This is a genomic window from Ruegeria sp. SAZD011 (assembly GCF_059612545.1).
Genome location: NZ_JBXWQU010000043.1, coordinates 1 through 22,090, shown reverse-complemented (window position 1 = coordinate 22,090; position 22,090 = coordinate 1). Strand labels below are relative to the sequence as shown.

The following is a 22,090-nucleotide window of genomic DNA, read 5'->3' as shown; positions in this document are numbered from 1 at the left end:
AAACTGCGCGGGATAACATGCATGATCGGCATATTAGCGGGGCAGGGCGATGCAACTGGACTGGATCGACGATATCCTTGCGGTGATCGACACCGGGTCTCTGGCGGCGGCGGCGGAGAGGCGACTGTTGACCCAGCCCGCCTTTACCCGCCGGGTGCGCGGGATCGAGGAGCGGATCGGCGCGGCGCTGTTCGACCGCAGCCGCAAGCCGGTGGCGGTGCTGCCCGGCGTACTGGCACTGGAACCCGAGCTGCGCGAGTTGAGCGGCCGCTTGCGACGCTTGCAGCAGGATCTGCGGGTCTCGGCCGAGGATGCCCGGCGCGGGGTCACCCTGGTCTGTCAGCATGCGATCACCACCACCATCTCGCCCCGGATCGTGCGGGATCTAACCGCGTCTCAGGACATCTCGGTCCGGGTGCGCTCGGGCAACCGGGATGAATGCCTGATGCTGCTGTTGTCGGGCGAGGCCGATTTCGCGGTCGCCTACGAGGTCCCGGGCGAGCGTGATCCGATGCTGCCACAAGCCTTTGACCGGGCCGAACTGGAAACAGACCTGCTGGTGCCCGTGCACGCATCGGGGCTTGAGACATCAGAGGCCCGCACCGCGATGCCGGTAATCGGCTATCCGCCGGATGTGTTCCTGGGACAGGTGTTCGACCGCTTTGTCGCGCCGCGTCTGCCGGCGGGATTCACCTATGAGGTGCGAGCCGAGACCGCGCTGACGCTCGCGGCCTGTGAATACGCATTGGGTGGCATCGGAGTGGCCTGGTTGCCGTTGACATTGGTGGCACCACATCTGGCGGCGGGGCGACTGTGCCGGGCCGAGGGCCTGCCAGACCAGCCGCTGACCGTTACCCTGATGCGGCTGTCGGGTGGCAGCCCACGCCGGAGCGATCAAAGCTGGCAGATGCTCAGCGGCCAGCCCGGCCTATCATAGGGCGTTCCATACTTTCTGGCCGGTCTCGTCCAGCCGGTCACGTGAACAGAACAGCGACAGGGTCAGCGGCGCCTGCCAGTCCGGGCCACCGATGATGGTGACCCGCCCGGCGGCCAGTTCCTCGGCAATCACGCTTTCTGGCAGCCAGGCCATGCCGCTGCCCGACAGAACCCGCCGCTTGATCGCCTCGGTCAGCGCATCCATGTAGCGGATCGCCAGCGGCGGGGTACGATTGCCGATGGTCTGATCGACCACGGTGCCCAGGAAGCTGCTCGGGTCGTAGCTGAGATAGGGGATCGGCTGACGCCCGTCGCCGTCCAGATCCCAGCCACCCGCCCGCGCGGCGCCGCTCTCGGCCACCGGATACATCAGCTCGACCCCGATATCCTTGCGCGCGAACTGCTTCTCCTCGAATACCGGCTGCACGTCCTGATGCCGGTAATAGAGCAGGAAATCACAGGTGCCGTCCGACAGCAGCTGGCAGCAGGTGCGCAGGTTGTCGGAATAGACCCGCACCCGCAGGTTGGGGATCAGGTCCTCGAACTCGGCGATGCGCCGGGTCAGGTAATTGACCGAGATCGTGTGCAGCACCGCAAAGCGCTGGAACGCGGTCACCCCCTGTTCCTGTGCGCGCAGCACCTGACGGATATCGGTCAGGCTGGCGATGGTTTCCTGCGCCACCGGCAGGAACTGCTGCCCTGCCTCGGTCAATTGAACCGGATAGGTCGAGCGTTTGATCAGCGGCATACCCAACCAGTTTTCCAGCGATTTGATGCGGCGACTGAACGCGGATTGGGTGATATTGCGCTCTTCCGAGGCGCGGGTGAAATTCAGCGTTCGCGCCAGGCAGGTGAAATCGCGCAGCCAGTTGATATCCATCTTTGCGCCCCCGTTTTCACCATAATTGCCTGATTTCGCTTATTTATGCAACATTCGCATAGTTTAATGATGTATTTGAGTTGGCCATAACGCCCGACCCGTGCCTAGCCTTTTACCAGCATCCGACCGTCACCAGCTGAGGACGCGGAGCACATATGCGGGGCAGACGGCACCAAGAACCGAACCACCCCCGCCCATCCAACCGGGAGACACTGAATGACCCTGAACCTGAAAACCGTAACCGCAAGCGCGTTGGCCCTGACCTGTGGCCTGGTGGCGGGCACGGCCTCGGCCGAAACCACGCTGCGGCTGAGCACCTATGTGAACGAAGCCGATATCCGTTACGCGGGCTTTACCCATTTCGCCGATCTGGTCGCTGAAAAGACCGGCGGCTCGGTCAAGGTCGAGGTATTCCCCTCGGCCACCCTGCATGGCTGGTCCGAGGGCGTCGATTCCGTCCAGGGCGGCGTGTCCGATATCAGCTGGATCAATGCCGACAACCGGCTGCCCTGCTATGCGGTGACCTCGCTTTATCCCGCCGAGGTGAGCCTTGAGAACCAGACCGGGCTGGACGCCGCCTATGCCGAACTGATCCGGGACGAGGCTGCCAATGCCGGGTTGGTGCCGCTCTTTAACTCCAACTACTCTTACGATCAGGAATGGTGGTTCGAAGAGCCGGTTGCCGATATCGGCAATCTGGACGGCAAACTGGTACGCTCGATCGGGCCGCTGGTCTCGATGATGATCGAAACCTGGGGCGGCGAGCCGGTCTTTGTGGCCCCCAAGGAAGTGTTCCAATCCGCCGAGCGCGGCGTGGTCGACGGCATCAACATGGGCGTGGCCACCTATTCCTCGTGGAAGCTGTGGACCGTGATGCCCTATATGGTCAACGCCAACCTGTTCTATGGCAACATCCAGTACATGATGAACAAGGCCAAGTTCGACGCGCTGAGCGCGGATGAACAGGCCGCACTTACCGCCGCGGCGGCCGAGACCGAAGCCTGGCTTCAGCCGCGCTACGAGGCCTGGGTCGACCAGCAGGTCGGCAATGCCGTCATGCAGGGCGGCGGGGCTGCCGTATCCATCTCGGACGACCAGCGCGCCAGCCTGATCGCCAGCGTCAAACCCAAATGGGACGAGACCGTGAACAATGCCTGCGGCAACGAGCTTGCCGACAGCATCCGCTCGCTGCTGGCCAGCCACGCGCCCTGATCGGCGGATAATCCCTGTGGCCCCGCATGACCGGGGCCACAGTTGCCGCTTAATCAAAACCTGAGAGGTCTGTCATGAGTGACGGAATCGACCGCCTGATCCGGGGTGTCGAGCGCGGCGTCGTATGGCTCGCCGGGCTGGGGGCCGTCATCGTTCTGGTCCAGATGGTCTGGATCACCTACGGCGTCTTTGTCCGCTATGGTCTGGGCAAGCCCGACCGGATGGTGACCGAGGCCACCGCGCTGTTGCTGTTCCCGGTGGCCTTTGCCGGGCTCGCCTTTGCCCTGCGCGAGGATGCCTTTCCCAAGGTGACCATGATGACCGACCAGCTGCGTCCGGGGGCGCGGCGGTTCTTTGACATTCTCAATCACCTGCTGATGCTGGGGGTCGGGGGCTTTTTTGCCTATGCCGGTGTCAGCGCCACGATCCGCTCGTTCAACTCGGGCGTGGCCTCCGAGATCCTGCACTGGCCCCGCTACATGTTCTGGGCACCGGGCGCGGTCGCGCTGGTCCTGTTCACCCTATACACCGCATTACGCCTGATCCGCCTGATCACGCGTCCGGCCCCGTCGGGAGACCTCTAATGGAATGGTATGTTGTCGGCCTGGGACTGCTGGGCCTGTTGATGCTCTTCATCTCCATCGGGTTGCCGATCCCCTTTGCGCTGGCCGCCGCCTCGCTGCCGTTTCTCTGGCAGATCCAGGGCTGGAAAACCTCGATCGTGTCCTCGGAGTTGAAGCTCTGGGGCGTCTGGATCGACTATATCCTGCTGGCGGTGCCGCTATTCGTGTTCCTGGGTGAGCTGATCGGCAAATCGAATATCGGGCCGAACCTCTATCAGTTCCTGCATCAGGGCGTGCGGCTGCGCGGCTCTGCCGCCTATGGCTCCATCGGGGCCAGCGCCGGGTTCGGAGCGGTCTGCGGCTCGTCCATGGTGGGGGCGCTCACCATCGGCGGCGTGGCCCTGCCCGAGATGCTGCGGCTGGGCTATGGCAAGCGCCTTTCGTCGGGTGTGCTGGCCGCCGGTGGCACCCTGTCGGTGCTGATCCCGCCCAGTCTCATCCTGCTGTTCTATGGCATTGTCACCGATCAGAGCATCGGCGACCTGTTCATCGCCGGTGTCATCCCCGGCATCATCCTGGTGTCTAGCTTTGTCGTCGTGGTGCTGATCTGGGGCATGCTGCGCCCCGAAGACATCCCCGGCAGCGAGGATGCCGCCAAGATGCCGATGCGGATGATCCTGGCCACGGTCGGCCCGGTCGTGCTGATCGGCCTGGTGATCACGGTTGCCATCTATGCCGGTATCGCCACGCCCACCGAGGCCGCCGCCGTCGCCGCCTCGCTGACGGTTCTGCTGGCCTTCTGGGTCGGCGGGCTGACCTGGCAGGGGTTCAAGGAGGCGATCTTTTCCACCATGCGGACCATGGGCTATCTGGGTCTGCTCTTGTCGGCGGGGGTACTGTTCGGTTTCGTGCTGACCTATTACCGGGTGCCGCAGCAATTCACCGAGCTGTTCTTGTCCTTCGACCTGTCGCCCTATACCGTTCTGGCCATCGTGCTGGTGTTCTACATCATCCTGGGGATGTTCCTGGAACCGGTGTCGATGACCTTCATCACCCTGCCGACCATCTATCCGCTGATGAGTGCCGCGGGCTTTGATCTGATCTGGTTCGGCGTGGTCTACACCATCACCATGGAAATCGCGGTGCTGACGCCACCGGTCGGGCTGAACCTTTACGTGATCCAGGCGATCAGCCGCGATCAGGTGACCATCGGTGACGTGATCATGGGCTGCCTTCCCTTCATCGCGGCGATGATCCTGCTGATCGCGGTGCTGATCATCGCACCCGATGTGGCGCTGTGGCTGCCGGAGCAGATGCGCTGATGCCGGGCCTGCCATATCTGCGCGAAGGGTCCGGACCGGTTCTGGTCTTTGTCCACGGCTACCTGGGCGGTGCCGCACAGTGGGCGCAGGAAATCGCCCGGTTCAAGGACGGGTTCGACGTGATCGCGCCCAACCTGCCGGGGTTCGGCGCTGCCGCCGACCGACAGGGATGCGCCAGCATCGAGGAGATGGCCGCGGCGGTGCTGGGTCTGCTGGACGAGCTTGGCATCGCCGAGTTCCTGCTGGTCGGCCATTCCATGGGCGGCATGATCGCGCAGCAGATGGCCGCCGACCGGCCCGATGCGGTCAAGCGGCTGGTGCTTTACGGCACCGGGCCGCTGGGGCTGATGCCCGACCGGTTCGAGCCGATCGACACCTCGCGCGAACGGCTGCTGGCGGATGGGGTCGAATGCACCATCCGCCGGATCGGGGCCACCTGGTTCAAGGCCGGTGCGGCGGCGGCGGGCTATCCGCTGCTGGTCGAAATCGGCGCCCGGGCCAACCCGCAGGCGGCAATGGCCGGGCTGGGGGCGATGGCCGCCTGGGACGGGCGCGCGGCACTGCCCCGTCTGAGCATGCCGACCCTGGTCCTGTGGGGCGACGGCGACAAATCCTATCGCTGGCCGCAGGTCCATTCACTCTGGTCCAACATCCCCGATGCGCGCCTGTCGGTGGTGCCCGGCACCTCGCATGCGGTGCATCTGGAGAAACCGGGCTTCTTCCACGCGATTCTGGCCGATTTCCTGACCGAGACCTGAACCCTCTGGCCAGCCACCCCTGTTTGCGCTGAAATGCCCGCGCATCAGGCCAAACGGGGGTGAAGATGATCCTGTGCTGCGGCGAAGCGCTGATCGACATGATCCCGGCCCCACTATCGGTGGGGCACGCGGTTTCCTGCCTCAACCGGGGGGCGGGGCGCTCAACACCGCGATTGCCCTGGGGCGACTGGGGCAGTCGGTCGGGCTTGTAACAGCGGTCTCGAGCGACATGTTCGGCCAGCAGCTGGCCGAGGCGCTGACCGCCAGCCATGTGGACGTGTCGGGCGCGGCGCGGGTGGATCGGCCGACCACGCTCGCCTTTGTCCAACTGCGCGACGGCCAGCCCGAATATGCCTTTTACGATGAAAACAGCGCCGGGCGGATGTTGGGCGCCGCCGAACTTCCCCCTTTACCAGAGGCAGCCAAGACCTTGTGTTTCGGAGGCATCAGCCTTGCCTGCGAACCCGGCGCCGACGCCTATGCCGATCTGCTGAGCCGCCACGGGGCAGGGCGGGTGGTGCTGATAGACCCCAATATCCGGCCCGCCCTTGTCGAGGACGAGGCGCGCTATCGCACCCGGCTTACCGCGATGATGGTACGGGCGGATATCCTGCGCCTGTCGGACGAGGATCTGGGATGGCTGTACCCCGAGGCGCCCGATCTGCGCACCGGGGCGCGGGCCCTGCTGGCTCTGGGTCCGGCGCTGGTGGTGGTGACGCGCGGCGCGGCGGGCGCGGAGGGCTACCTGCCGGACGGCACCGCAGTCTCCGTGCAGGCACCGCAGGTCACCGTGGCTGACACGGTCGGCGCGGGGGACACGTTCATTGCCGGGTTGCTGGCCTCGTTGTCGGATCAGGGCCTGCTGACAGCGGCGTCGCTGGCGCGTCTCGACCCGGAGCAGCTGACGGTCGCCATGACCCATGCGGCGCGGGTGGCGGCCATCGCCGTGTCACGCGCCGGGTCGAACCCGCCCTGGGCGCATGAGCTGGCCATGCCGCACCCCGCGTGACCGACGCCCGTTTTGGGCTCCGGTTCGGGGTCAGTATGCGCCTCAGTAGACGACGACGGAGCGGATGCTTTCGCCGGCATGCATCAGGTCGAAGCCCTTGTTGATCTCGTCCAGGCTCAGCGTGTGGGTGATCATCGGGTCGATCTCGATCTTGCCGTCCATGTACCAATCCACGATCTTGGGCACATCCGTCCGGCCCTTGGCGCCTCCGAACGCGGTGCCCTTCCACACCCGGCCCGTCACCAGCTGGAACGGACGGGTCGAGATCTCGGCCCCCGCCGGCGCCACGCCGATGATGATGCTTTCGCCCCAGCCCTTGTGCGCGCATTCCAGCGCCGTGCGCATCACGCCCACATTGCCGGTCGCATCGAACGAATAATCGGCGCCGCCCCTGGTCAGCTCGACCAGATGCGCCACCATGTCGCCCTCGACCTCGGCCGGGTTGACGAAATCGGTCATCCCAAAACGCTTGGCCATCGGCACCTTGTCGGGGTTCAGGTCGACGCCCACGATCTGGTCGGCGCCCGCCAGCCGCAGGCCCTGGATCACGTTCAGACCGATGCCGCCCAGGCCGAACACCACCGCGCGGCAGCCGATCTCGGCCTTGGCGGTGTTGATCACCGCGCCGATGCCGGTGGTGACGCCACAGCCGATATAGCAGATCTTGTCGAACGGTGCGTCGGCGCGCACCTTGGCCAGCGCGATCTCGGGCAGGACAGTGTGGTTCGAGAATGTCGAGCAGCCCATGTAATGCAGGATCGGCGTGCCATCGAGCATGGAAAACCGGGTGGTGCCGTCGGGCATCAGGCCCTGACCTTGGGTGGCGCGAATGGCCTGGCACAGGTTGGTCTTGCCGCTCAGGCAATACTCGCACTGGCGGCATTCCGGCGTGTAGAGCGGGATCACGTGATCACCGGGCTTGAGCGAGGTGACGCCCGGGCCCACCTCGAGCACGACGCCCGCGCCCTCGTGGCCCAGAATGGCCGGGAACAGCCCCTCGGGATCGGCGCCCGAGAGGGTGAATTCATCGGTGTGACAGATGCCGGTGGCCTTGATCTCCACCAGAACCTCGCCGGCCTTCGGCCCTTCGAGGTTCACCTCCATCACTTCCAGGGGCTTGCCCGCCTCAATCGCTACCGCCGCGCGCGTCCGCATGTGTTCCGTCTCCTTGGTTCAAAAGTAGTGTCAGAAATTGTCAGGGGGGTGGCTGCGCGCCTCGGCCACGAGGCAATCGAGCCCCTCCGAGGTGAGCGCCAACAGAAAGGCCTCGATATCCGCCAGTTCGGTGGGGCTGAGGCCCAGCGGGCGGATGCGCGCATCCTGATCGGGGTGTCCGGCGCCGCCCGCATTGTAGAACTCCAGCACCTCCCCCAGCGTGGTCAGCGCGCCGTCATGCATATAGGGCGCGGTCACCGCCAGATTGCGCAGGCCGGGGGTACGGAATTTCCAGCGATCCGCGGGCTCCTCGGTCACCTCGTAGCGGCCCAGGTCGGCCTCGCGCGGGGCGCTGACCGAAAGGATGCGGGCGAAATCGAGCTGATGCACCACGCCGGGCGCCACCTGGACCGGGTGGCTGGCGGGCGGGTTCTGGCGCCGCTTTTCGCGCATCCGGCCATAGCCGGTGTCGTGGAACTGCTGATCGGTGAACAGCGCATGGTCTGTGTCGATCAGGTGGCACGAGGCGCAATCGGCCTTGCCGGTGAACAGCGCAAACCCGCGCTGCGCCGCCGCGCCCATCGCGGCCTCGTTGCCGCCGAAATACCAACGGTCAAAGGCGCTGTTGCCCAGCGTCAGGCTACGCTGATAGGCGCCAAGTGCCTGACCGATCCGGTCAAGCGAGGCGGGCGCCGCAAAGGCCGCGTCAAAGAGGGGCCGGTAATCGGGCAGGCGATTCAGCTCGACCACCACATGGCCGATCGAGGGGTTGGCCATCTCGTTGCGGGCCACCAGGGGCGCGACGAACTGGGTCTCCAGTGCCGGATCGCGCCCATCGTGAAAGAGCGGGGTCAGAAAGCCCACATTGATCACGCTGGGCGCGTTGCGCTTGACGCTGCGCCCCTCGACCCCGATGGCGGTGGCCAGTTCCCAATTGGCAAAGCCCTGTTCGGGCACATGGCACATGGCGCAGGACATGGTGCGGTTGATCGACAGGCGCCGGTCGAAGAACAGCTTGCGCCCCAGTGCGATCTTGGCCTCGGTCGGCGGGTTGTCCACCGGATGCGGCACCGATGGCAGGCCCAGCTGCGGGGTCAGGCTGCGCTCCAGCGCGGCCTTGGTCCAGTCTGTCGCATCTGTCGGGCAGGTCTCGGCGCTGATCGGGGCGGGCAGGGCGGCGCCATAGTCCCCGGCCAAAGCGGCGGGGGCGATGAGGGCCAGCGCTGTCGCTAGGGCGCGGATCACGCGCCCGCCTCTTCCATCAGCAGGGTTTCGATATCGGTCAACAGCAGGCGCGGGTCGAGAAAGCCCAGACCATAGACGTTGCGGATGTCGCCCTGCCGGTCGACCAGATAGAGACGCAACAGGTGGCTGATCGTCTCCTGATCCTCGGACCGGTCGACCACCTGACCATAGCCGTCCAGAATGGGGGCCAGCGCCTGTGAGCCGGACGTGGTCAGCACATGCCAGTCCAGCTTGTCACCCGATTGTTGGTCCGAGGTGATGGGATAGGCAAAGGCTTCGATCGCCTCGACCGTATCACGGGCGGGATCGAAGCTGATGGTCAACAGCTGCACATCCTCGTTGAGGCCGGGCAGGTCGCCGCTGGCATCATGCACGTCGAAAAAGACAGACATCGCCAGCGGGCAGCCATTCACGTCGCCGCAGGTCAGATAGACGAAGCTGACGAGTGAGATCTTGCCCCGTGTCAGGTCGTGCAGGCCGTGTTCGCGTCCGTTGATATCCAGCACCCGCCCATCAGGCGCGGATTTGATGCGGTTCAGGCGGTAGCTGCCCGGGGCGGGCGGGTCGAACTGGTAAGCATCGCTCGCCTCGATAACCGAGGCCATCGGGCTGGGCCGGGCCGCCGGCTGGAGCTTCCAGACCTGCCACCCGAGGGCTGCCGCCGCCAGCGCCGCGACTGTCAGCCCGGAAAGGAGGTATCTCTTGCGCATCCGCCGCCACCGTCCATGTCAAAGGAAAAGCCGGGGCAGCGATGGGCCGCCCCGGAAGTCTGGGAGGTATCAGGACGAATAAAGCGCCGAGCTGCCAAAGCGCATGATATGCGCGCGGCCCAGACCCAGTTCATAGAAGTCGACGGCGAAATCCTCGACCAGTTCCTTGCCGTCCCAATCATAGGCCTTCAGGTACTGGACATCGTCGTCGCCCTTCTTGTCCCAGTTGGCGAGCAGCGAGGACGAGAAATAGACGCGCTTGCCGTCCCAGCTCTGGCTGACCATGTTGACCTGGCGGTCGATGACCTTTTCGTAGATCTGGAACGGTTTGTGCGGATCCGAAATGTCGAACAGCCGGGTCTTGCCATCCATGAAGCTGTTGATCCACAGCGTCTGGTCGTCGGCGGCGATCGAGATATCGACCGGCAGCGGGATGTCCGCCGGGTTGCCGATATCTGCCACCGCCTTGGCCTGCCACTCGCCCGCGTCATCCTCGTAGATCAGCCAGAGCTGCGAGGTCAGCGCCGTGGTCGAGAAGGCGTAATTCGCGTTCGACCCCCAGGGGAAGCGGATTTCCAGCGGCGCGCCGGGGACGTTGAACACCTTTTTCGGCTGACGGGTGTGCAGATCCCATTGCACGATGGTATTGCCGAACCGCTTCATCGCCTCGGCGTCCTGCAACATCTGGCCGAAATCCATCATGTAGTTGGACCAGCCGGTAAACGACGAGGTCAGCATGACGTTCTTGCGGATCAGCGCCCGGATGTCATAGCCGTAGCCATCGGCCACCGCGTCACCCACGGCAACCGCGCCCTGCATGTCGGCGGTGGTGGGCATCCAATAAGTCGCCACGTAATCGCCGTCGTCATTGTATTCGACCAGTGCGGTGCGCCCGCCATGGTCGTCATCGTTGCTGAGACCGGTGATCATCATGCTGCCGGGCAGGGCAAAGAAGGTATGCGGCCCCACGACCCCGCCGCTGTCCTTGACGAAAGTGTCGATGGTCTTGTGCAGTTTCGGGTTCGACGGGTCGGAATGCACGTCGAAGATGAAGATGCGGTTGGTGTCCAGCCCGCCGGTCCAGAAATAGCGCCGGTCGGCCGAGAACCCGCCATGATGCGCCTCGTTGCGGCCGCCGACCGAGACCGAGTTGATCACCTGACCCCGCGTGGCCGAGCCGGGGCGCAGGTCGATGGTGACCAGCTTGTCCTGCTCGTCGCCCATGCCCTCGACCCCCAGGGTCCAGACATAGACGAATTCCTCCTGCCCGGTGATCTTGGGCATATAGGGCGACTGACAGGTTTCGTCTGCAAATGCGCGAAACGGCAGACCCATCGCCAGGGCACCGGCGGCCAGGGCGCCGAATTCTCTTCTCTTCATGATCTTCCTCCCAAAAAAATTTGTTAATGCGTTTCGTTCAACCCCGCGCTCGCGCTGGCCAGCGCCTCGGCATTGGTGGTCTCGGCATCGACCACCGAACAATGCTGGATTGCCGCTGCCGCGCGCACCGCTTCGGCCGACAGGACCGGCAGGATGCGGTTCTGGACCATCGGCTTGATGCGGTTCGAAGGTCCCACGACCCCCATGGAAAAAATCGCACCCAGCCGTTCCACATTGATCGGCACCGCGATGCTGCTGACGCCCTCGTCAATCTCGCCATCACAGATCGCATAACCATAGCGCCGCACCTGGTTGAGCTCGCGCTGGATCAGGTCGGGATCGGTGATGGTGTTCTGGTTGAAGCGCATCGGCTGGATGTCCAGCAACTCCTCGCGCAGTTCCGGCGTGATGAACGCCGCGATGGCCTTGGCCGAGGAACAGGCATGCGCCGGGCGTGGCCCAAGGCCGGGATAGATATAGGACAGCGACGGATCGTCCGGTGTCTCGATATGGATCAGATCGACCCGCCCCCCCCGATAGCGGGCCAGAAAACCGGTTTCGCCCGTGGTCTTTACCACTTGCTGCATCATGGACGAGACCGCGTTGATCACATGCATGTCCGATTTGCCGGTCAGCGCGATTTTGACAAAGCGCATGCCCAGAACATAGCGGCTGCCGCAGTCCGTCACCTCGACAAAGCCGCAATCGACCAGAGACGAAATGTTGCGATAGATCGTCGCCCGCGGCACGTCGGTCAGACGCGCCAGCTCCGTTGCGTTCAGCGGGCTGGCCGCACCGGCAATGGCTTCGAGAAGGCGGATCAGGCGTTCTTGCATGGCAGTCTCACATTTCGGACGTTTTCACCGTAATGTGAGAATCACTTTTCTGACAAGACCCTTTCTGAACCCGCTCCTTCGGTGATTCTTGCGGGCAGAACATCCCCGCCATGCCTGGACAATTCGCCCGCACCTGAAGGTCGGATCGTGTCTGATTTCCCGGAGCATTCGGAGCGCACCGGCAAAACCGGCGATGCTCTACATAGGATCGAGGCCCGCGACCCGCCGGACTTCGCCGATCAGGACATCAGCAAACGCTCGCGCCAGGCGCGACACGGGCGTGTGGGCGGGCGTCAGGACGGCGATGCGATAGACGATCGATGGGCGAAACGGCCGAAACACCACGCGCGGCTGGTTGAGCTCGGATTGCTGATAATAATGAACGCTCATCGGGCTGATGATCGCCCAGGCCAGCCCATCCTCGACAAATGCAAATTGCGAGGCCGCGTTCTGCATTTCAAACCGAATGGCAAGGTCCAGGCGTTCTCTGGCAAAGGCAGCCTCGACCTGGCGACGGATGAAGTGACCGTCGATAAAGGTCGTCATCGGCAAACCGACCAGATCATGCGGTGTAAGTACCGGTTTTCGCGCCAGTTCGCTGTCGGCGGCCACGGCGCACAGGCAATCCATGCTGGTCTCGGCCTCGGTCACCAGCGGCGAATGGGTGGTTGCCTCGGCAATGCCGACATCGAATTGCTGCGATGCCAACCGTTCATAGACCCGTTCCGAGGACTGGCTGACCAGCGACACTGAGACATTGCCGCGATCCTTGACGAAACTCGAAATCAGTCGGGGCAGCATGATGGTGCTGAACACCGGCAGGCAGGCGATGTTCAGATGCCCCTCTTGCAGACGTCCGACCGCGCGCATGTTGTGAGACAGCTTGCCCAGATCGTCGAGGATCGACGCTGATTGATCCAGCAGATAATGCGCCTCGGGAACCGGGTGCAATCGACCCCGCCTGCGCTCGAACAAGGGGTATCCGACCGAGTTTTCGAGCCCGGCGATCAGGGAACTGACAGCCGGTTGGGTCCGGCCCATGTTGCGTGCCGCCTCGGTGACCGATCCGGTCAGCATGACCTCCCGGAACGCTTCAAGCTGTCTGAGGTTCATATTCCGACCTGTGTACTGCGTGACTGGCGGGATCATGCCATAAGAAAAATCGATCATATCAAAAATATTTACAATTTGCCCTAATTGGTTGAACCCGTCACTCTTTTGCCAGGGCCCTGTAGAAGGCGCCGGATTGTTGGCTTGTTCCTGACACCCGTGTCCTGTTCCCGCCGACGACGACCAAAACCGTGAAAATAACCACCAACGGAGAGTGACACATGAAATTGCGACACAAACTGATTGCGGCGACCGCAGGTCTGTTGCTGGCGGCTGGCGCCGCGACTGCGCAGGACATGAAATTCTGGCGTATCGGTACCGGCGGGGCCGGCGGCACCTATTTCCCGATCGGGGGCCTGATCGCCAACGCAATCTCGAACCCGCCGGGCGCGCGGGCTTGTGAAGATGGCGGCACCTGTGGCGTGCCCGGTCTGGTGGCAATCGCAGTGTCGACCAATGCGTCGGTGGCCAATGTCAACGCCATTCACGCAGGCCAGCTCGATGCCGGTCTGGCAGGCGCGCAAAGCGTGGTGCAGGGCTATAAGGGCGAAGGCAAGTTCGACGGCGTGCCCAAGGACAAGATCCGCGTCATTGCCAACCTCTATCCCGAGGATATGCACCTGGTTCTGGCCAAGGGTACCAGCATCGACGACCTCAAGGGGCTCGAAGGCATGCGCGTCGGCGTGGCGGCGGCCGGGTCCGGCACCCAGGTATCGGTGCGGATGATCCTCAAGCATTACGGGATCACCGTCGAGGAGCACGAACTGAGCCTTGGGCAAAGCGCACAGCGCCTGGCCGATGGTCAACTGGATGCGTTCTTCTATGCCGGCGGCACGCCTTTTGCGGCGCTGATCCAGTTGGGGTCGACCAAGGGTTTCGAGCTATACTCCTTCTCGGATGACGAGCGGGACGCGATCAACGGCATCATCCCCTATTATGTGCACAGCAACATCGCGGGCGGCGTCTATGAGAACATCACCGCCGATACCGCCACGGTTGCCGTGAACGCCCAGCTGATCACCTCGGTCGATCAGGACGAGGACCTGGTTTACGAGATCACCAAGGCGCTCTGGAGCGACAAGACCCGCGGCCTGCTGGACAAGGGCCATGCCAAGGGCAAGGCGATCCAGCTTGAATCCGCGCTGACCGGTGTTCTGATCCCGCTGCATCCCGGTGCCGAACGGTTCTACAAAGAGATCGGGATGATCAAGTAACCGACGCGCCCTGTCGAAACGGGCGCAGGGTTGCGCCCGTTTCCCTCACCGACCCCGAGGCGCCGCGCGCCTGCGGACGGGTAAACAATGTTTCACATCCGGAAAGACTGACATGGCGACCTTTGACGTTAACGAGGCCGAACAGCTTGAAAAGAAGTATGACAGCGCGCTTCAGACCCGAACGGTCGGCCCCTGGATCGTCAGGTTCGTCTTTCTGTTCTCGCTGGTGTTCGCGGCCTATCACTATGTCACCGCCGGAATCGGGGTGCCGGTCGATTACTGGCACATGGGTTTTCACATGGCCGGCGTCATCACCCTGATCTTTATCAGCTTTCCCATGTTCAAGCGCGACCGGAACCAACCCATGCGCCCGAATGCGTGGTACCGGTTCGGGAACGTGCCCCTGATCGACTGGATCTTCATCGTCGTCGGGATCACCACGTCGCTCTATATCGGGGTGACCTGGTACGGGGTCGACTTCACCGTTTTCGGCATCCATTTTCAGATGGTGGAGCAGGTGATGCGACAGGGGGACCCCTGGCTGATCGACGTCGTCTTTGGCACCGCGCTGATCGTGGTTCTGCTCGAAGCGGTCCGGCGCACCTTGGGCATGGTCGTTCCGATCATCATCCTGCTGTTCACCGGCTACGCGGTTTTCGGCCAGTACATCCCGATCCAGACCATCATGCATCCGGGCATCAACTGGTCGCAGTATATCAACAACATGTATTTCCCGTCCGAAGGCATCTATGGCGTGACGCTGTGGATCGTCTCGACGGTTGTGTTCCATTTCGTCCTCTTTGGCGTGCTGGCGCAGCGGATGGGGCTGGGACAACTGTTCGTCGACATGGCGACCGTGGTCGCCGGCCGCTACACCGGCGGGTTGGCCAAGGTCAGCGTCGTTTCCTCGGCCTTCTTCGGCACCATTTCGGGATCGTCCATCGCCAACACGGTGTCGACCGGTTCACTGACCATCCCGAACATGAAACGCATGGGTTATCCCGGTCATCTGGCGGGCGGGGTCGAGGCGGCCTCGAGCGCGGGCGGACAGATCACGCCGCCGATCATGGGGGCTGCGGCCTTTATCATGGCCGAGTTTCTCGAGGTGCCCTATACCACCATCGTGCTGGCGGCCGCGATCCCGGCAGCGATGCATTATATCGGCGTGCTCTGCATCGTGCATTTCCAGGCCAAGCGCATGGGGCTGAAAGGCGTGCCCGAGGCCGAGATCCCGCAGCTCTGGCGCGTGATCAAGCGCGGCTGGCCCGCCTCGATCCCTCTGTTCGTCCTGATCTATGTGCTGTTCAGCGGCTACTCGCCCCATATGGCGGCGTTCTGGGGGATCACCTCGGCCCTGGTGGTGGGTTTTCTCAACCCGATGCACAGGATGACCATCCGCGACGTTATGGACAGCGCGGTGCTGGGGACCAAATACGCGCTGGCCGTGGGTGCCGTCGTGGCCGCCATCGGCATCGTTGTCGGCGTGGTCAATTCCACCGGGCTGGGTTTCCGGCTCGGTTTCATGGTGGCCAATGGCGCCCTGTCTCTGGCCGAAACCGTGCACGGGCTGATCAGCTGGATCCCGATGCTCGAGATCTCGATCCCCAGCCTGACATTGTTCATCTCGCTGGTACTGATCGCGATCACCTGCATCCTGATGGGCGCGGGCCTGCCGACCACGGCGCTTTACATCATGCTGGCGACGGTCGCGCAGCCGGCGCTGGCCAACCTCGGAGTTCCGCCGCTCGCCTCGCATCTCTTTGTCCTCTATTACGGCGTGATTTCGGAAATCACACCGCCGGTCTGTGCCTCGGCCTATGCCGCGGCGGGTATCGCGGGGGCCGATCCGTTCAGAACCGGTCTGTCGGCCTTCTCGCTTGGCATTGCCAAGCTGATGGTGCCGATGGTGTTCGTCTATTCACCCGCGATGCTGATCGTGCTCGAAGAGTACTTCACCTGGGTCGAGTTCCTGCAAACCGTCCTGACCTGTGGTCTGGGCGTGGTGATGATGGCAACCGCCGTCAGCGGCTTCTTCATCGCACCGATGCCGAAACCCCTTCGCTGGGTAATCGCCTTTGCCGCGCTGTTCATGGTCACGCCCGGATCGAAAAGCGACCTGTTCGCGATGATGGTGGCGCTGCCGGTATTGCTCCAGCAAGTCTATGCCAGCAAACGGGTACAGGTTGCGTAATGCCGGGCGCCGCGCGAGGCTCTGTTCACGTTCTGGGGGCGGGTATCGTCGGTATCTGCACCGCGCTGTCCCTGCTGGAAAAGGGGTTCGATGTCGAGCTGATCGACAGAAACGATCCCGCCAGCGGGGCCAGCCATGGCAATGCCGGGGTGATTTCACCATGGAGTTGCGTCCCGCAGTCGATGCCGGGCCTCTGGAAACAGGTGCCGGGATGGCTGATCGACCGCGAGGGGCCGCTGTCAGTCAGACTGTCCCACGCGCCGCGCATGTTGCCCTGGCTGCTGCGGTTCCTGCGCGCGGGGGGTGCTGATCGACTGCCCGCGATTGCCGATGCGATGAACGCGCTCAACCGTCCCAATGTCGAACTCTATCGCCAGCACCTGAAAGGGACAGGGCAGGAGGGGCTCTTGCGGGACGCAGCCTATGTGCATGTCTTTCGCAACCCCGTAAACGCGGATCTCGATACGCTTGGCTGGCGGATGCGACTTGATCGCGGAGTGCCGCTGGAGCGGATCGACGGCAATACGCTGCGCGAGATCGAGCCAGAGATCGCGCCCGACTACAGGGCGGCGATCGTGATCCGCGATCAGGCCCGCGCCACCGATCCCGGCGCCTTGGGCCGGGCGCTGATGGACAAGGCCCTGCGCATGGGCGCCCGGTTTCGCCGGGCCGAGATTCGCGGTCTGCGACGCGACGGGAGCGAATGGCGGATCGACACAACCGGGGACGCGATCACAAGCACTTGCACCGTTGTCTCCATGGGAGCATGGTCAGCACGGCTCTTGGCGCCGCTCGGACTGACACTGCCGCTTGAGGCAGAGCGGGGCTATCACCTGATGTTTGCCAACCCGGGGATCGCGGTGAACAATTCGGTCATGGATGTCGAAGGCAAGTTTGTCGCCAGTTCCATGCGCGACGGGTTGCGTTGTGCCGGAACCGCCGAATTCGCGGGGCTGGACGCGCCACCTGATTATCGCCGCGCCGAGGTATTCCGGCGTATGGCCAAACGGCTGTTCCCAAGGCTCGATACCGAAACCGTCACCCCCTGGATGGGGGTGCGGCCCTCCTTTCCCGACAGCCTGCCCGCGATCGGGGCGGTGCCGGGCGCGGCTGGCCTGTTCGTGGCCTTCGGGCATTGCCATTACGGGTTGGGCATGGCGCCCAATACCGGGCGCATCCTGGCCGGGCTGATCGCGGGCGAGCCACTGAACCTCGATCTTGCGCCCTACGATATCGGCAGGTTCGCATGACCAGCGCCGACGCCATCGTGATCGGCGGCGGGCTGGTCGGGGCCGCGATTGCCTTTGGCCTGCAACGCCGCGGGGTCAGGGCCCTGATGCTGGACGAGGGCGATGTCGCCTTTCGCGCGGCGCGTGGCAACTTCGGGCTGGTCTGGGTGCAGTCCAAGGGGGTCGAGATGCCCCCTTATGCCCAGTGGACCTGGCAATCGGCGCAGGGCTGGGAACAGCTGGCGAGCGACTTGACCGATCTGACCGGGCTGCGCCTCGATTATCGGCGGCCCGGCGGGATCGAGATCTTTCTCTCCGATGACGAGATGACCGAAAAGGCCGAGCGGATGGAGCTGCTGTGCCGCCACGCCCCGCATGTGGATTATCGCATACTGGAACGCCGCGCGCTGGGAAACATGGTGCCCGGCCTCGGTCCCGATGTGGTGGGGGGCTGCTATTCTTCGACAGACGGACATGTCAATCCGCTGGCCCTGTTGCGGGCGTTGCACGCGGGGTTCCAGTTGCTGGGCGGCACGATCAGAAGTGGCGAGAAGGTGCTGGAAATCCAGCAGCGGTCGCACAGGTTTCAGGTCAGAACCGCCAGCCAGAGCTTCGATTGCGAACAGGTTGTCGTCGCCTGTGGTCTTGGCACGCCGGCCTTGGCCCAACAGGTCGGGTTGCAGGTTCCGGTCCGCCCGCAGCGTGGTCAGAACCTGATTACCGAGCGTATGCGCCCGTTCCTCGACCTGCCCCTGTCCGGCATCCGGCAGACCGCCGAAGGCAGCGTGCAACTGGGCGAGAGCAAGGAAGAGGTGGGGTTCGACGATGGCACAACCGCCGCCTGCCAGGCCCGGATCGCGTCGCGTGCGGTGCAGACATTCCCGCATCTGCGCCACGCCCGGATCGTCCGCGCCTGGGGCGCGTTGCGGGTGATGTCGCCGGATGGCGCACCGATCTATGCCCGCTCGGAAACCTGTCCCGGCGCCTATGCCGCCACCTGTCACAGCGGCGTCACCCTTGCCGCCGCCCATATCCAGAGCCTTGCCGCCGCGATTGCCGAGGGCGGGCTTCCGAGCGAAACTAGCGGCCTTGGCCCGGAAAGGTTTGAGCATGTCCCGAGTGTTTGAGGTCCCGGGCGCGCCCGTCCGCATCCATTTCGAAGGCACCGTGATCGAGGCACAGCCCGGAGACACCGTTGCGGCGGCGCTGCTTGGCGCCGGGATCCGGCAGTTCCGCACCACCGCCCTGTCCGATACACCGCGCGGGCCGCTCTGCATGATGGGGGTATGTTTCGACTGCCTGGTCGAGATCGACGGCAAGGGCAATCAGCAGGCCTGCATGCACGAGGTGCGCGACGGAATGCGGGTGTCCCGTCAGAAAGGGGCCTTTGACGTGACCGCCGTCCTGTCTCTCGATCCCGAGGAGGCACCATGACCGAGCAGCACGATATCGTCGTCATCGGCGCCGGTCCTGCGGGCATGGCCGCCGCGACACGGGCCAGCCGACATGGCGCCTCGGTTCTCGTGCTGGACGAGCAACCCCGGCCCGGTGGTCAGATCTATCGCGCCGTCGAGCGGCGCCGCGAGGACGGCGCCGCGATCCTGGGGGCAGAGTATCTCGATGGCGCAGGGCTGGTCGATCGGTTTCGGACCAGCACCGCCCGCTATGTTCCCGGCGCGACCGTCTGGCAGGTCGACGCAAGCGGCGAGATCGGCGTGACTGTCGAGGATCGCGCACAACTGCTTCGGGCGGATCAGATCATCCTTGCCAGCGGCGCACAAGAGCGCCCCTTTCCGGTGCCGGGCTGGACCCTGCCGGGGGTGATGAACGCGGGCGCCGCGCAGATCCTGCTCAAGACATCGGGCATCGCCATGCCGGCGCCGGTATTCGTCGGCACCGGGCCGCTTCTCTACCTCGTCGCGCATCAATACCTGCGCGCCGGGGTCAAGGTGGCGGGCCTGCTCGACACCACGCCGCGAGGGAACTACACCCGCGCGCTGCCTCACCTGCCCGGAACGATGCGCCACGCGGCCAGCCTGTGGAAAGGCTGGCGCTGGCAACGGGAGATCCGTGCCTCGGGGATCCCGGTAATGAGCGGGGTCGAGGATATCCGGATCGTTGGGGCAGGGGCCGCAGAGGCGGTGGAATATTGCAAGTCGGGCCGCTGGAGTCGCGTGCCCGCCGAGACGGTACTGCTGCATCAGGGTGTGGTTCCAAATGTCAATCTGGCGATGGCTGCCGGATGTCGGCACGACTGGCATCCCGAACAGGCCTGTTGGCATGCGCGCATTGATGATTGGGGCACGTCCAGCCATCCAAACATTGCCGTCGCCGGTGACGGGGCCGGGATCGCGGGCGCCGTGGCCGCCGAAGCAGGTGGGCAGATCGCGGCACTTGGCGCGTTGCACCGGTTGGGCAGGATCACGACCGAACAGCGCGACAGCCTTGCCGCGCCCATGCGCCGGGCGTTGGATCATCAGGCCGGATTAAGGCGGTTTCTCGATACACTCTATCGCCCGGCGGACCGCTTTCGCATCCCGCCCGGTGATGACACCATCGTTTGCCGCTGCGAAGAGGTGTCCGCCGCCAGTATCCGCGAGGCGGTCGCGCTGGGTTGCAGGGGCCCCAACCAGCTCAAGAGTTTTACCCGCGCTGGCATGGGTCCGTGTCAGGGGCGGTTCTGCGGCTTGACGGTGACAGAGGTAATCGCTGCCGAACGGGGATGCGCCATAGCCGATGTCGGCGCCGCGCGCCTGCGCGCGCCGGTCAAGCCTCTGGAGCTTGGGCAGTTGGCGGCGCTCGACGAGGCGGAGTGACGACGATGGTCCGGGCGACCGTAAAGGCCGATGCCGTGGTCGTCGGCGCAGGGTTGCACGGATTGTCGGTGGCGCTGCATCTGGCCCGCGCGGGACTGCGGGTCGTGGTGGTGGAAAAGGACCGCGCCGGGCGGCATGCCTCGGGCGCGAATGCCGGTGGGGTACGCCGACTCGGGCGTGCGGTGCCGGAACTGCCTCTGGCTCAGGCGGCGTTGCACCGGTGGCACAGGATATCCGACCTTGTCGATGACGATTGCGGCTTTGCCCCGGCCGCACAGATCAAGGTGGCCGAAACCGAAACCGAACTTGCCGCGCTGCAAATACGCCGTGAACACCTTCTTTCCCATGGCTTCTCGCATGAAGAGATCATCGACCAGGCGGCCTTGCGCACGGTTCTGCCCGCCGCCGCCGCGCATTGCGTCGGTGCAACCATTGTCCATGGTGACGGCCACGCCGACCCGTTCCGCACGGTCCGCGCTTTCAGCAGAAAGGCGCGGTCTCTCGGGGTGGCGCTTGTCGAAGGGACCAGGGTCGCAGGGGTCGACGGGACCAACGGGTGCTGGACCATAGAGACCACCGGCCCCACATATGCCACCCCGGTGCTGATCAACGCCGCGGGCGCCTGGGGCGGAGACCTGGCCGCAATGATGGGCGACCGGGCACCGGTCACCGCCTCGGCCCTGATGCTGATGATCACCGAACGTCTGCGCCCGTTCCTGTCCCCTGTAGTGGGTGCACAGGGGCGGGCGCTGAGTTTCAAGCAGTTCGGCAATGGCACGGTGCTGATCGGTGGGGCCTATCAGGGAAGTGCTGATCCCGATACCGGCACCACAATGCTCGACATGCGCCAACTGGCCCGCAACGCCGCCGCGGCGGCAGCGATCTTTCCCAACATGGCGCGCGCGCGTGTGTTGCGAGGCTGGGCAGGGATCGAAGGCATGACCCCCGACCGGTTGCCGGTGATCGGCCCGGCGAGCCGTGACGGAGGATATCACCTGTTCGGCTTCTCGGCCCATGGCTTCGCGCTGGCGCCGATCACTGGCCAGATCACCGCCGATCTGATCCTGAACGGGAGAACGGACCTGCCGATTGCAGATTTCGCCGTCCAGCGGTTTGCACCCCAGCGCACCTCATAGACCGAGGCCGCTATGGTCCGGCTGATGGCTCAAGGGTCGTTGCGACGGTTTCCGCTATCTCAGTTTCATCATTTCTTCTCTGAAGGCCTCGGTTGGGGTTTGCCATCCGAGGCACTTTCTTGGCGTGCCGTTAAGGCGGTCGCAAATCGCCTTCATATTGCGATTTGAGAGCGCCGCGAGCTGCGTGTCACGGGGCAGGTACCGACGCGCACGTTTGTTCAGGTTTTCAACTGAACCTTTCTGCCAGGGTGCCTGTGGATCGCAAAACCAGCTTTCTGTGCCAATCTGGGCTTGCAGCCTGCGCCATGCACGGAACTCGAAGCCACGGTCAAAGGTGATCGAGCGCCGTGCCGGTTGGGGCAGGGGTTCCATCACATCCATCAGTTTG

At 64.3% G+C, this 22,090-nt stretch carries 20 protein-coding genes and 1 pseudogene; 13 read left to right on the top strand and 8 right to left on the bottom strand.

The features are described 5' to 3' along the window. The first annotated feature begins 49 nt into the window (after positions 1–49). Positions 50–937, top strand: a complete 888-nt coding sequence (locus AC2FLM_RS22220; protein WP_496859993.1) for a LysR family transcriptional regulator — start codon at positions 50–52, stop codon at positions 935–937. Here the strand turns inward: AC2FLM_RS22220 and AC2FLM_RS22215 are convergent. Next, positions 932–1,816, bottom strand: coding sequence for a LysR family transcriptional regulator (locus AC2FLM_RS22215; RefSeq protein ID WP_496859992.1), 885 nt, complete (start codon positions 1,814–1,816; stop codon positions 932–934). The two genes, AC2FLM_RS22220 and AC2FLM_RS22215, sit on opposite strands and share 6 nt — an antisense overlap. Positions 1,817–2,032: 216 nt before the next feature. Here AC2FLM_RS22215 and dctP point away from each other — a divergent pair, with 216 nt between their 5' ends. The 5 genes and pseudogenes from dctP to AC2FLM_RS22190 all read left to right on the top strand — a co-directional run bounded on the left by dctP (position 2,033) and on the right by AC2FLM_RS22190 (position 6,680). Continuing rightward, a complete protein-coding gene (gene dctP, locus AC2FLM_RS22210; RefSeq protein ID WP_234140136.1) occupies positions 2,033–3,028 on the top strand; it encodes a TRAP transporter substrate-binding protein DctP in 996 nt (331 codons plus the stop codon). Between the two features lie 74 nt (positions 3,029–3,102). Further along, the gene (locus AC2FLM_RS22205) at positions 3,103–3,612 is read left to right on the top strand and encodes a TRAP transporter small permease (protein ID WP_234163300.1); all 510 of its coding nucleotides are present in this window, start codon (positions 3,103–3,105) and stop codon (positions 3,610–3,612) included. Then, a complete protein-coding gene (locus tag AC2FLM_RS22200) occupies positions 3,612–4,913 on the top strand; it encodes a TRAP transporter large permease (protein ID WP_234140138.1) in 1,302 nt (433 codons plus the stop codon). The genes AC2FLM_RS22205 and AC2FLM_RS22200 overlap by 1 nt, the downstream gene beginning before the upstream one ends. Continuing rightward, positions 4,913–5,671 (top strand): alpha/beta fold hydrolase, encoded by a 759-nt coding sequence (locus AC2FLM_RS22195; RefSeq protein ID WP_496859991.1) that lies wholly within the window; start codon positions 4,913–4,915, stop codon positions 5,669–5,671. Before AC2FLM_RS22200 ends, AC2FLM_RS22195 begins: the two co-directional genes overlap by 1 nt. 65 nt (positions 5,672–5,736) lie before the next feature. Beyond that, positions 5,737–6,680, top strand: a pseudogene (locus AC2FLM_RS22190) (carbohydrate kinase family protein). Positions 6,681–6,722: 42 nt separating this feature from the next. Here the strand turns inward: AC2FLM_RS22190 and AC2FLM_RS22185 are convergent. The 6 genes from AC2FLM_RS22185 to AC2FLM_RS22160 form a co-directional block, all read right to left on the bottom strand. Then, positions 6,723–7,835 (bottom strand): S-(hydroxymethyl)glutathione dehydrogenase/class III alcohol dehydrogenase, encoded by a 1,113-nt coding sequence (locus AC2FLM_RS22185; protein ID WP_496859990.1) that lies wholly within the window; start codon positions 7,833–7,835, stop codon positions 6,723–6,725. A 30-nt stretch (positions 7,836–7,865) separates the two neighbouring features. Then, the gene (locus AC2FLM_RS22180; protein ID WP_496859989.1) at positions 7,866–9,080 is read right to left on the bottom strand and encodes a cytochrome-c peroxidase; all 1,215 of its coding nucleotides are present in this window, start codon (positions 9,078–9,080) and stop codon (positions 7,866–7,868) included. Then, positions 9,077–9,790, bottom strand: a complete 714-nt coding sequence (locus tag AC2FLM_RS22175) for an SCO family protein (protein WP_496859988.1) — start codon at positions 9,788–9,790, stop codon at positions 9,077–9,079. The genes AC2FLM_RS22180 and AC2FLM_RS22175 overlap by 4 nt, the downstream gene beginning before the upstream one ends. A 69-nt stretch (positions 9,791–9,859) precedes the next feature. After that, positions 9,860–11,170: a methanethiol oxidase gene (gene mtoX / locus AC2FLM_RS22170; protein ID WP_496859987.1), complete on the bottom strand. Its 1,311-nt coding sequence runs from the start codon at positions 11,168–11,170 to the stop codon at positions 9,860–9,862. Positions 11,171–11,193: 23 nt separating this feature from the next. Then, positions 11,194–12,006: an IclR family transcriptional regulator gene (locus tag AC2FLM_RS22165; RefSeq protein WP_234143615.1), complete on the bottom strand. Its 813-nt coding sequence runs from the start codon at positions 12,004–12,006 to the stop codon at positions 11,194–11,196. A 198-nt stretch (positions 12,007–12,204) separates the two neighbouring features. After that, positions 12,205–13,119: a LysR substrate-binding domain-containing protein gene (locus AC2FLM_RS22160; RefSeq protein ID WP_496859986.1), complete on the bottom strand. Its 915-nt coding sequence runs from the start codon at positions 13,117–13,119 to the stop codon at positions 12,205–12,207. A 218-nt stretch (positions 13,120–13,337) separates the two neighbouring features. Here AC2FLM_RS22160 and AC2FLM_RS22155 point away from each other — a divergent pair, with 218 nt between their 5' ends. The 7 genes from AC2FLM_RS22155 to AC2FLM_RS22125 all read left to right on the top strand — a co-directional run bounded on the left by AC2FLM_RS22155 (position 13,338) and on the right by AC2FLM_RS22125 (position 21,702). Further along, complete coding sequence (locus AC2FLM_RS22155; RefSeq protein WP_234139043.1) at positions 13,338–14,330, top strand: TAXI family TRAP transporter solute-binding subunit; 993 nt, start codon at positions 13,338–13,340, stop codon at positions 14,328–14,330. A gap of 112 nt (positions 14,331–14,442) precedes the next feature. Next, positions 14,443–16,521, top strand: a complete 2,079-nt coding sequence (locus AC2FLM_RS22150; RefSeq protein WP_496859985.1) for a TRAP transporter permease — start codon at positions 14,443–14,445, stop codon at positions 16,519–16,521. Continuing rightward, complete coding sequence (locus AC2FLM_RS22145) at positions 16,521–17,771, top strand: NAD(P)/FAD-dependent oxidoreductase (RefSeq protein WP_496859984.1); 1,251 nt, start codon at positions 16,521–16,523, stop codon at positions 17,769–17,771. The genes AC2FLM_RS22150 and AC2FLM_RS22145 overlap by 1 nt, the downstream gene beginning before the upstream one ends. Further along, entirely contained in the window at positions 17,768–18,877 is a 1,110-nt protein-coding gene (locus AC2FLM_RS22140) for an NAD(P)/FAD-dependent oxidoreductase (protein ID WP_496859983.1), read from the top strand. Before AC2FLM_RS22145 ends, AC2FLM_RS22140 begins: the two co-directional genes overlap by 4 nt. Further along, complete coding sequence (locus tag AC2FLM_RS22135; RefSeq protein WP_234220984.1) at positions 18,861–19,184, top strand: (2Fe-2S)-binding protein; 324 nt, start codon at positions 18,861–18,863, stop codon at positions 19,182–19,184. Before AC2FLM_RS22140 ends, AC2FLM_RS22135 begins: the two co-directional genes overlap by 17 nt. Then, on the top strand, positions 19,181–20,566 hold the full coding sequence (locus AC2FLM_RS22130) for an FAD/NAD(P)-dependent oxidoreductase (RefSeq protein ID WP_496859982.1): 1,386 nt from the start codon (positions 19,181–19,183) through the stop codon (positions 20,564–20,566). The genes AC2FLM_RS22135 and AC2FLM_RS22130 overlap by 4 nt, the downstream gene beginning before the upstream one ends. Before the next feature lie 5 nt (positions 20,567–20,571). Further along, on the top strand, positions 20,572–21,702 hold the full coding sequence (locus tag AC2FLM_RS22125; protein ID WP_496859981.1) for an NAD(P)/FAD-dependent oxidoreductase: 1,131 nt from the start codon (positions 20,572–20,574) through the stop codon (positions 21,700–21,702). Positions 21,703–21,756: 54 nt separating this feature from the next. Here AC2FLM_RS22125 and AC2FLM_RS22120 read toward each other — a convergent pair. Next, positions 21,757–22,090 (bottom strand): IS30 family transposase (locus AC2FLM_RS22120; RefSeq protein WP_496859980.1); only part of this gene is annotated, 334 nt, incomplete at its 5' end.

Coding starts and splice junctions, on each gene's coding strand:
- AC2FLM_RS22185 (WP_496859990.1), bottom strand. CDS start 7,835: ATGCGGACGCGCGCGGCGGTAGCGATTGAGGCGGGCAAGCCCCTGGAA.
- AC2FLM_RS22140 (WP_496859983.1), top strand. CDS start 17,768: ATGACCAGCGCCGACGCCATCGTGATCGGCGGCGGGCTGGTCGGGGCC.
- AC2FLM_RS22145 (WP_496859984.1), top strand. CDS start 16,521: ATGCCGGGCGCCGCGCGAGGCTCTGTTCACGTTCTGGGGGCGGGTATC.
- AC2FLM_RS22165 (WP_234143615.1), bottom strand. CDS start 12,006: ATGCAAGAACGCCTGATCCGCCTTCTCGAAGCCATTGCCGGTGCGGCC.
- AC2FLM_RS22125 (WP_496859981.1), top strand. CDS start 20,572: ATGGTCCGGGCGACCGTAAAGGCCGATGCCGTGGTCGTCGGCGCAGGG.
- AC2FLM_RS22160 (WP_496859986.1), bottom strand. CDS start 13,119: ATGAACCTCAGACAGCTTGAAGCGTTCCGGGAGGTCATGCTGACCGGA.
- AC2FLM_RS22130 (WP_496859982.1), top strand. CDS start 19,181: ATGACCGAGCAGCACGATATCGTCGTCATCGGCGCCGGTCCTGCGGGC.
- AC2FLM_RS22215 (WP_496859992.1), bottom strand. CDS start 1,816: ATGGATATCAACTGGCTGCGCGATTTCACCTGCCTGGCGCGAACGCTG.
- AC2FLM_RS22195 (WP_496859991.1), top strand. CDS start 4,913: ATGCCGGGCCTGCCATATCTGCGCGAAGGGTCCGGACCGGTTCTGGTC.
- AC2FLM_RS22135 (WP_234220984.1), top strand. CDS start 18,861: ATGTCCCGAGTGTTTGAGGTCCCGGGCGCGCCCGTCCGCATCCATTTC.
- AC2FLM_RS22205 (WP_234163300.1), top strand. CDS start 3,103: ATGAGTGACGGAATCGACCGCCTGATCCGGGGTGTCGAGCGCGGCGTC.
- dctP (WP_234140136.1), top strand. CDS start 2,033: ATGACCCTGAACCTGAAAACCGTAACCGCAAGCGCGTTGGCCCTGACC.
- AC2FLM_RS22175 (WP_496859988.1), bottom strand. CDS start 9,790: ATGCGCAAGAGATACCTCCTTTCCGGGCTGACAGTCGCGGCGCTGGCG.
- AC2FLM_RS22220 (WP_496859993.1), top strand. CDS start 50: ATGCAACTGGACTGGATCGACGATATCCTTGCGGTGATCGACACCGGG.
- AC2FLM_RS22150 (WP_496859985.1), top strand. CDS start 14,443: ATGGCGACCTTTGACGTTAACGAGGCCGAACAGCTTGAAAAGAAGTAT.
- AC2FLM_RS22155 (WP_234139043.1), top strand. CDS start 13,338: ATGAAATTGCGACACAAACTGATTGCGGCGACCGCAGGTCTGTTGCTG.
- mtoX (WP_496859987.1), bottom strand. CDS start 11,170: ATGAAGAGAAGAGAATTCGGCGCCCTGGCCGCCGGTGCCCTGGCGATG.
- AC2FLM_RS22200 (WP_234140138.1), top strand. CDS start 3,612: ATGGAATGGTATGTTGTCGGCCTGGGACTGCTGGGCCTGTTGATGCTC.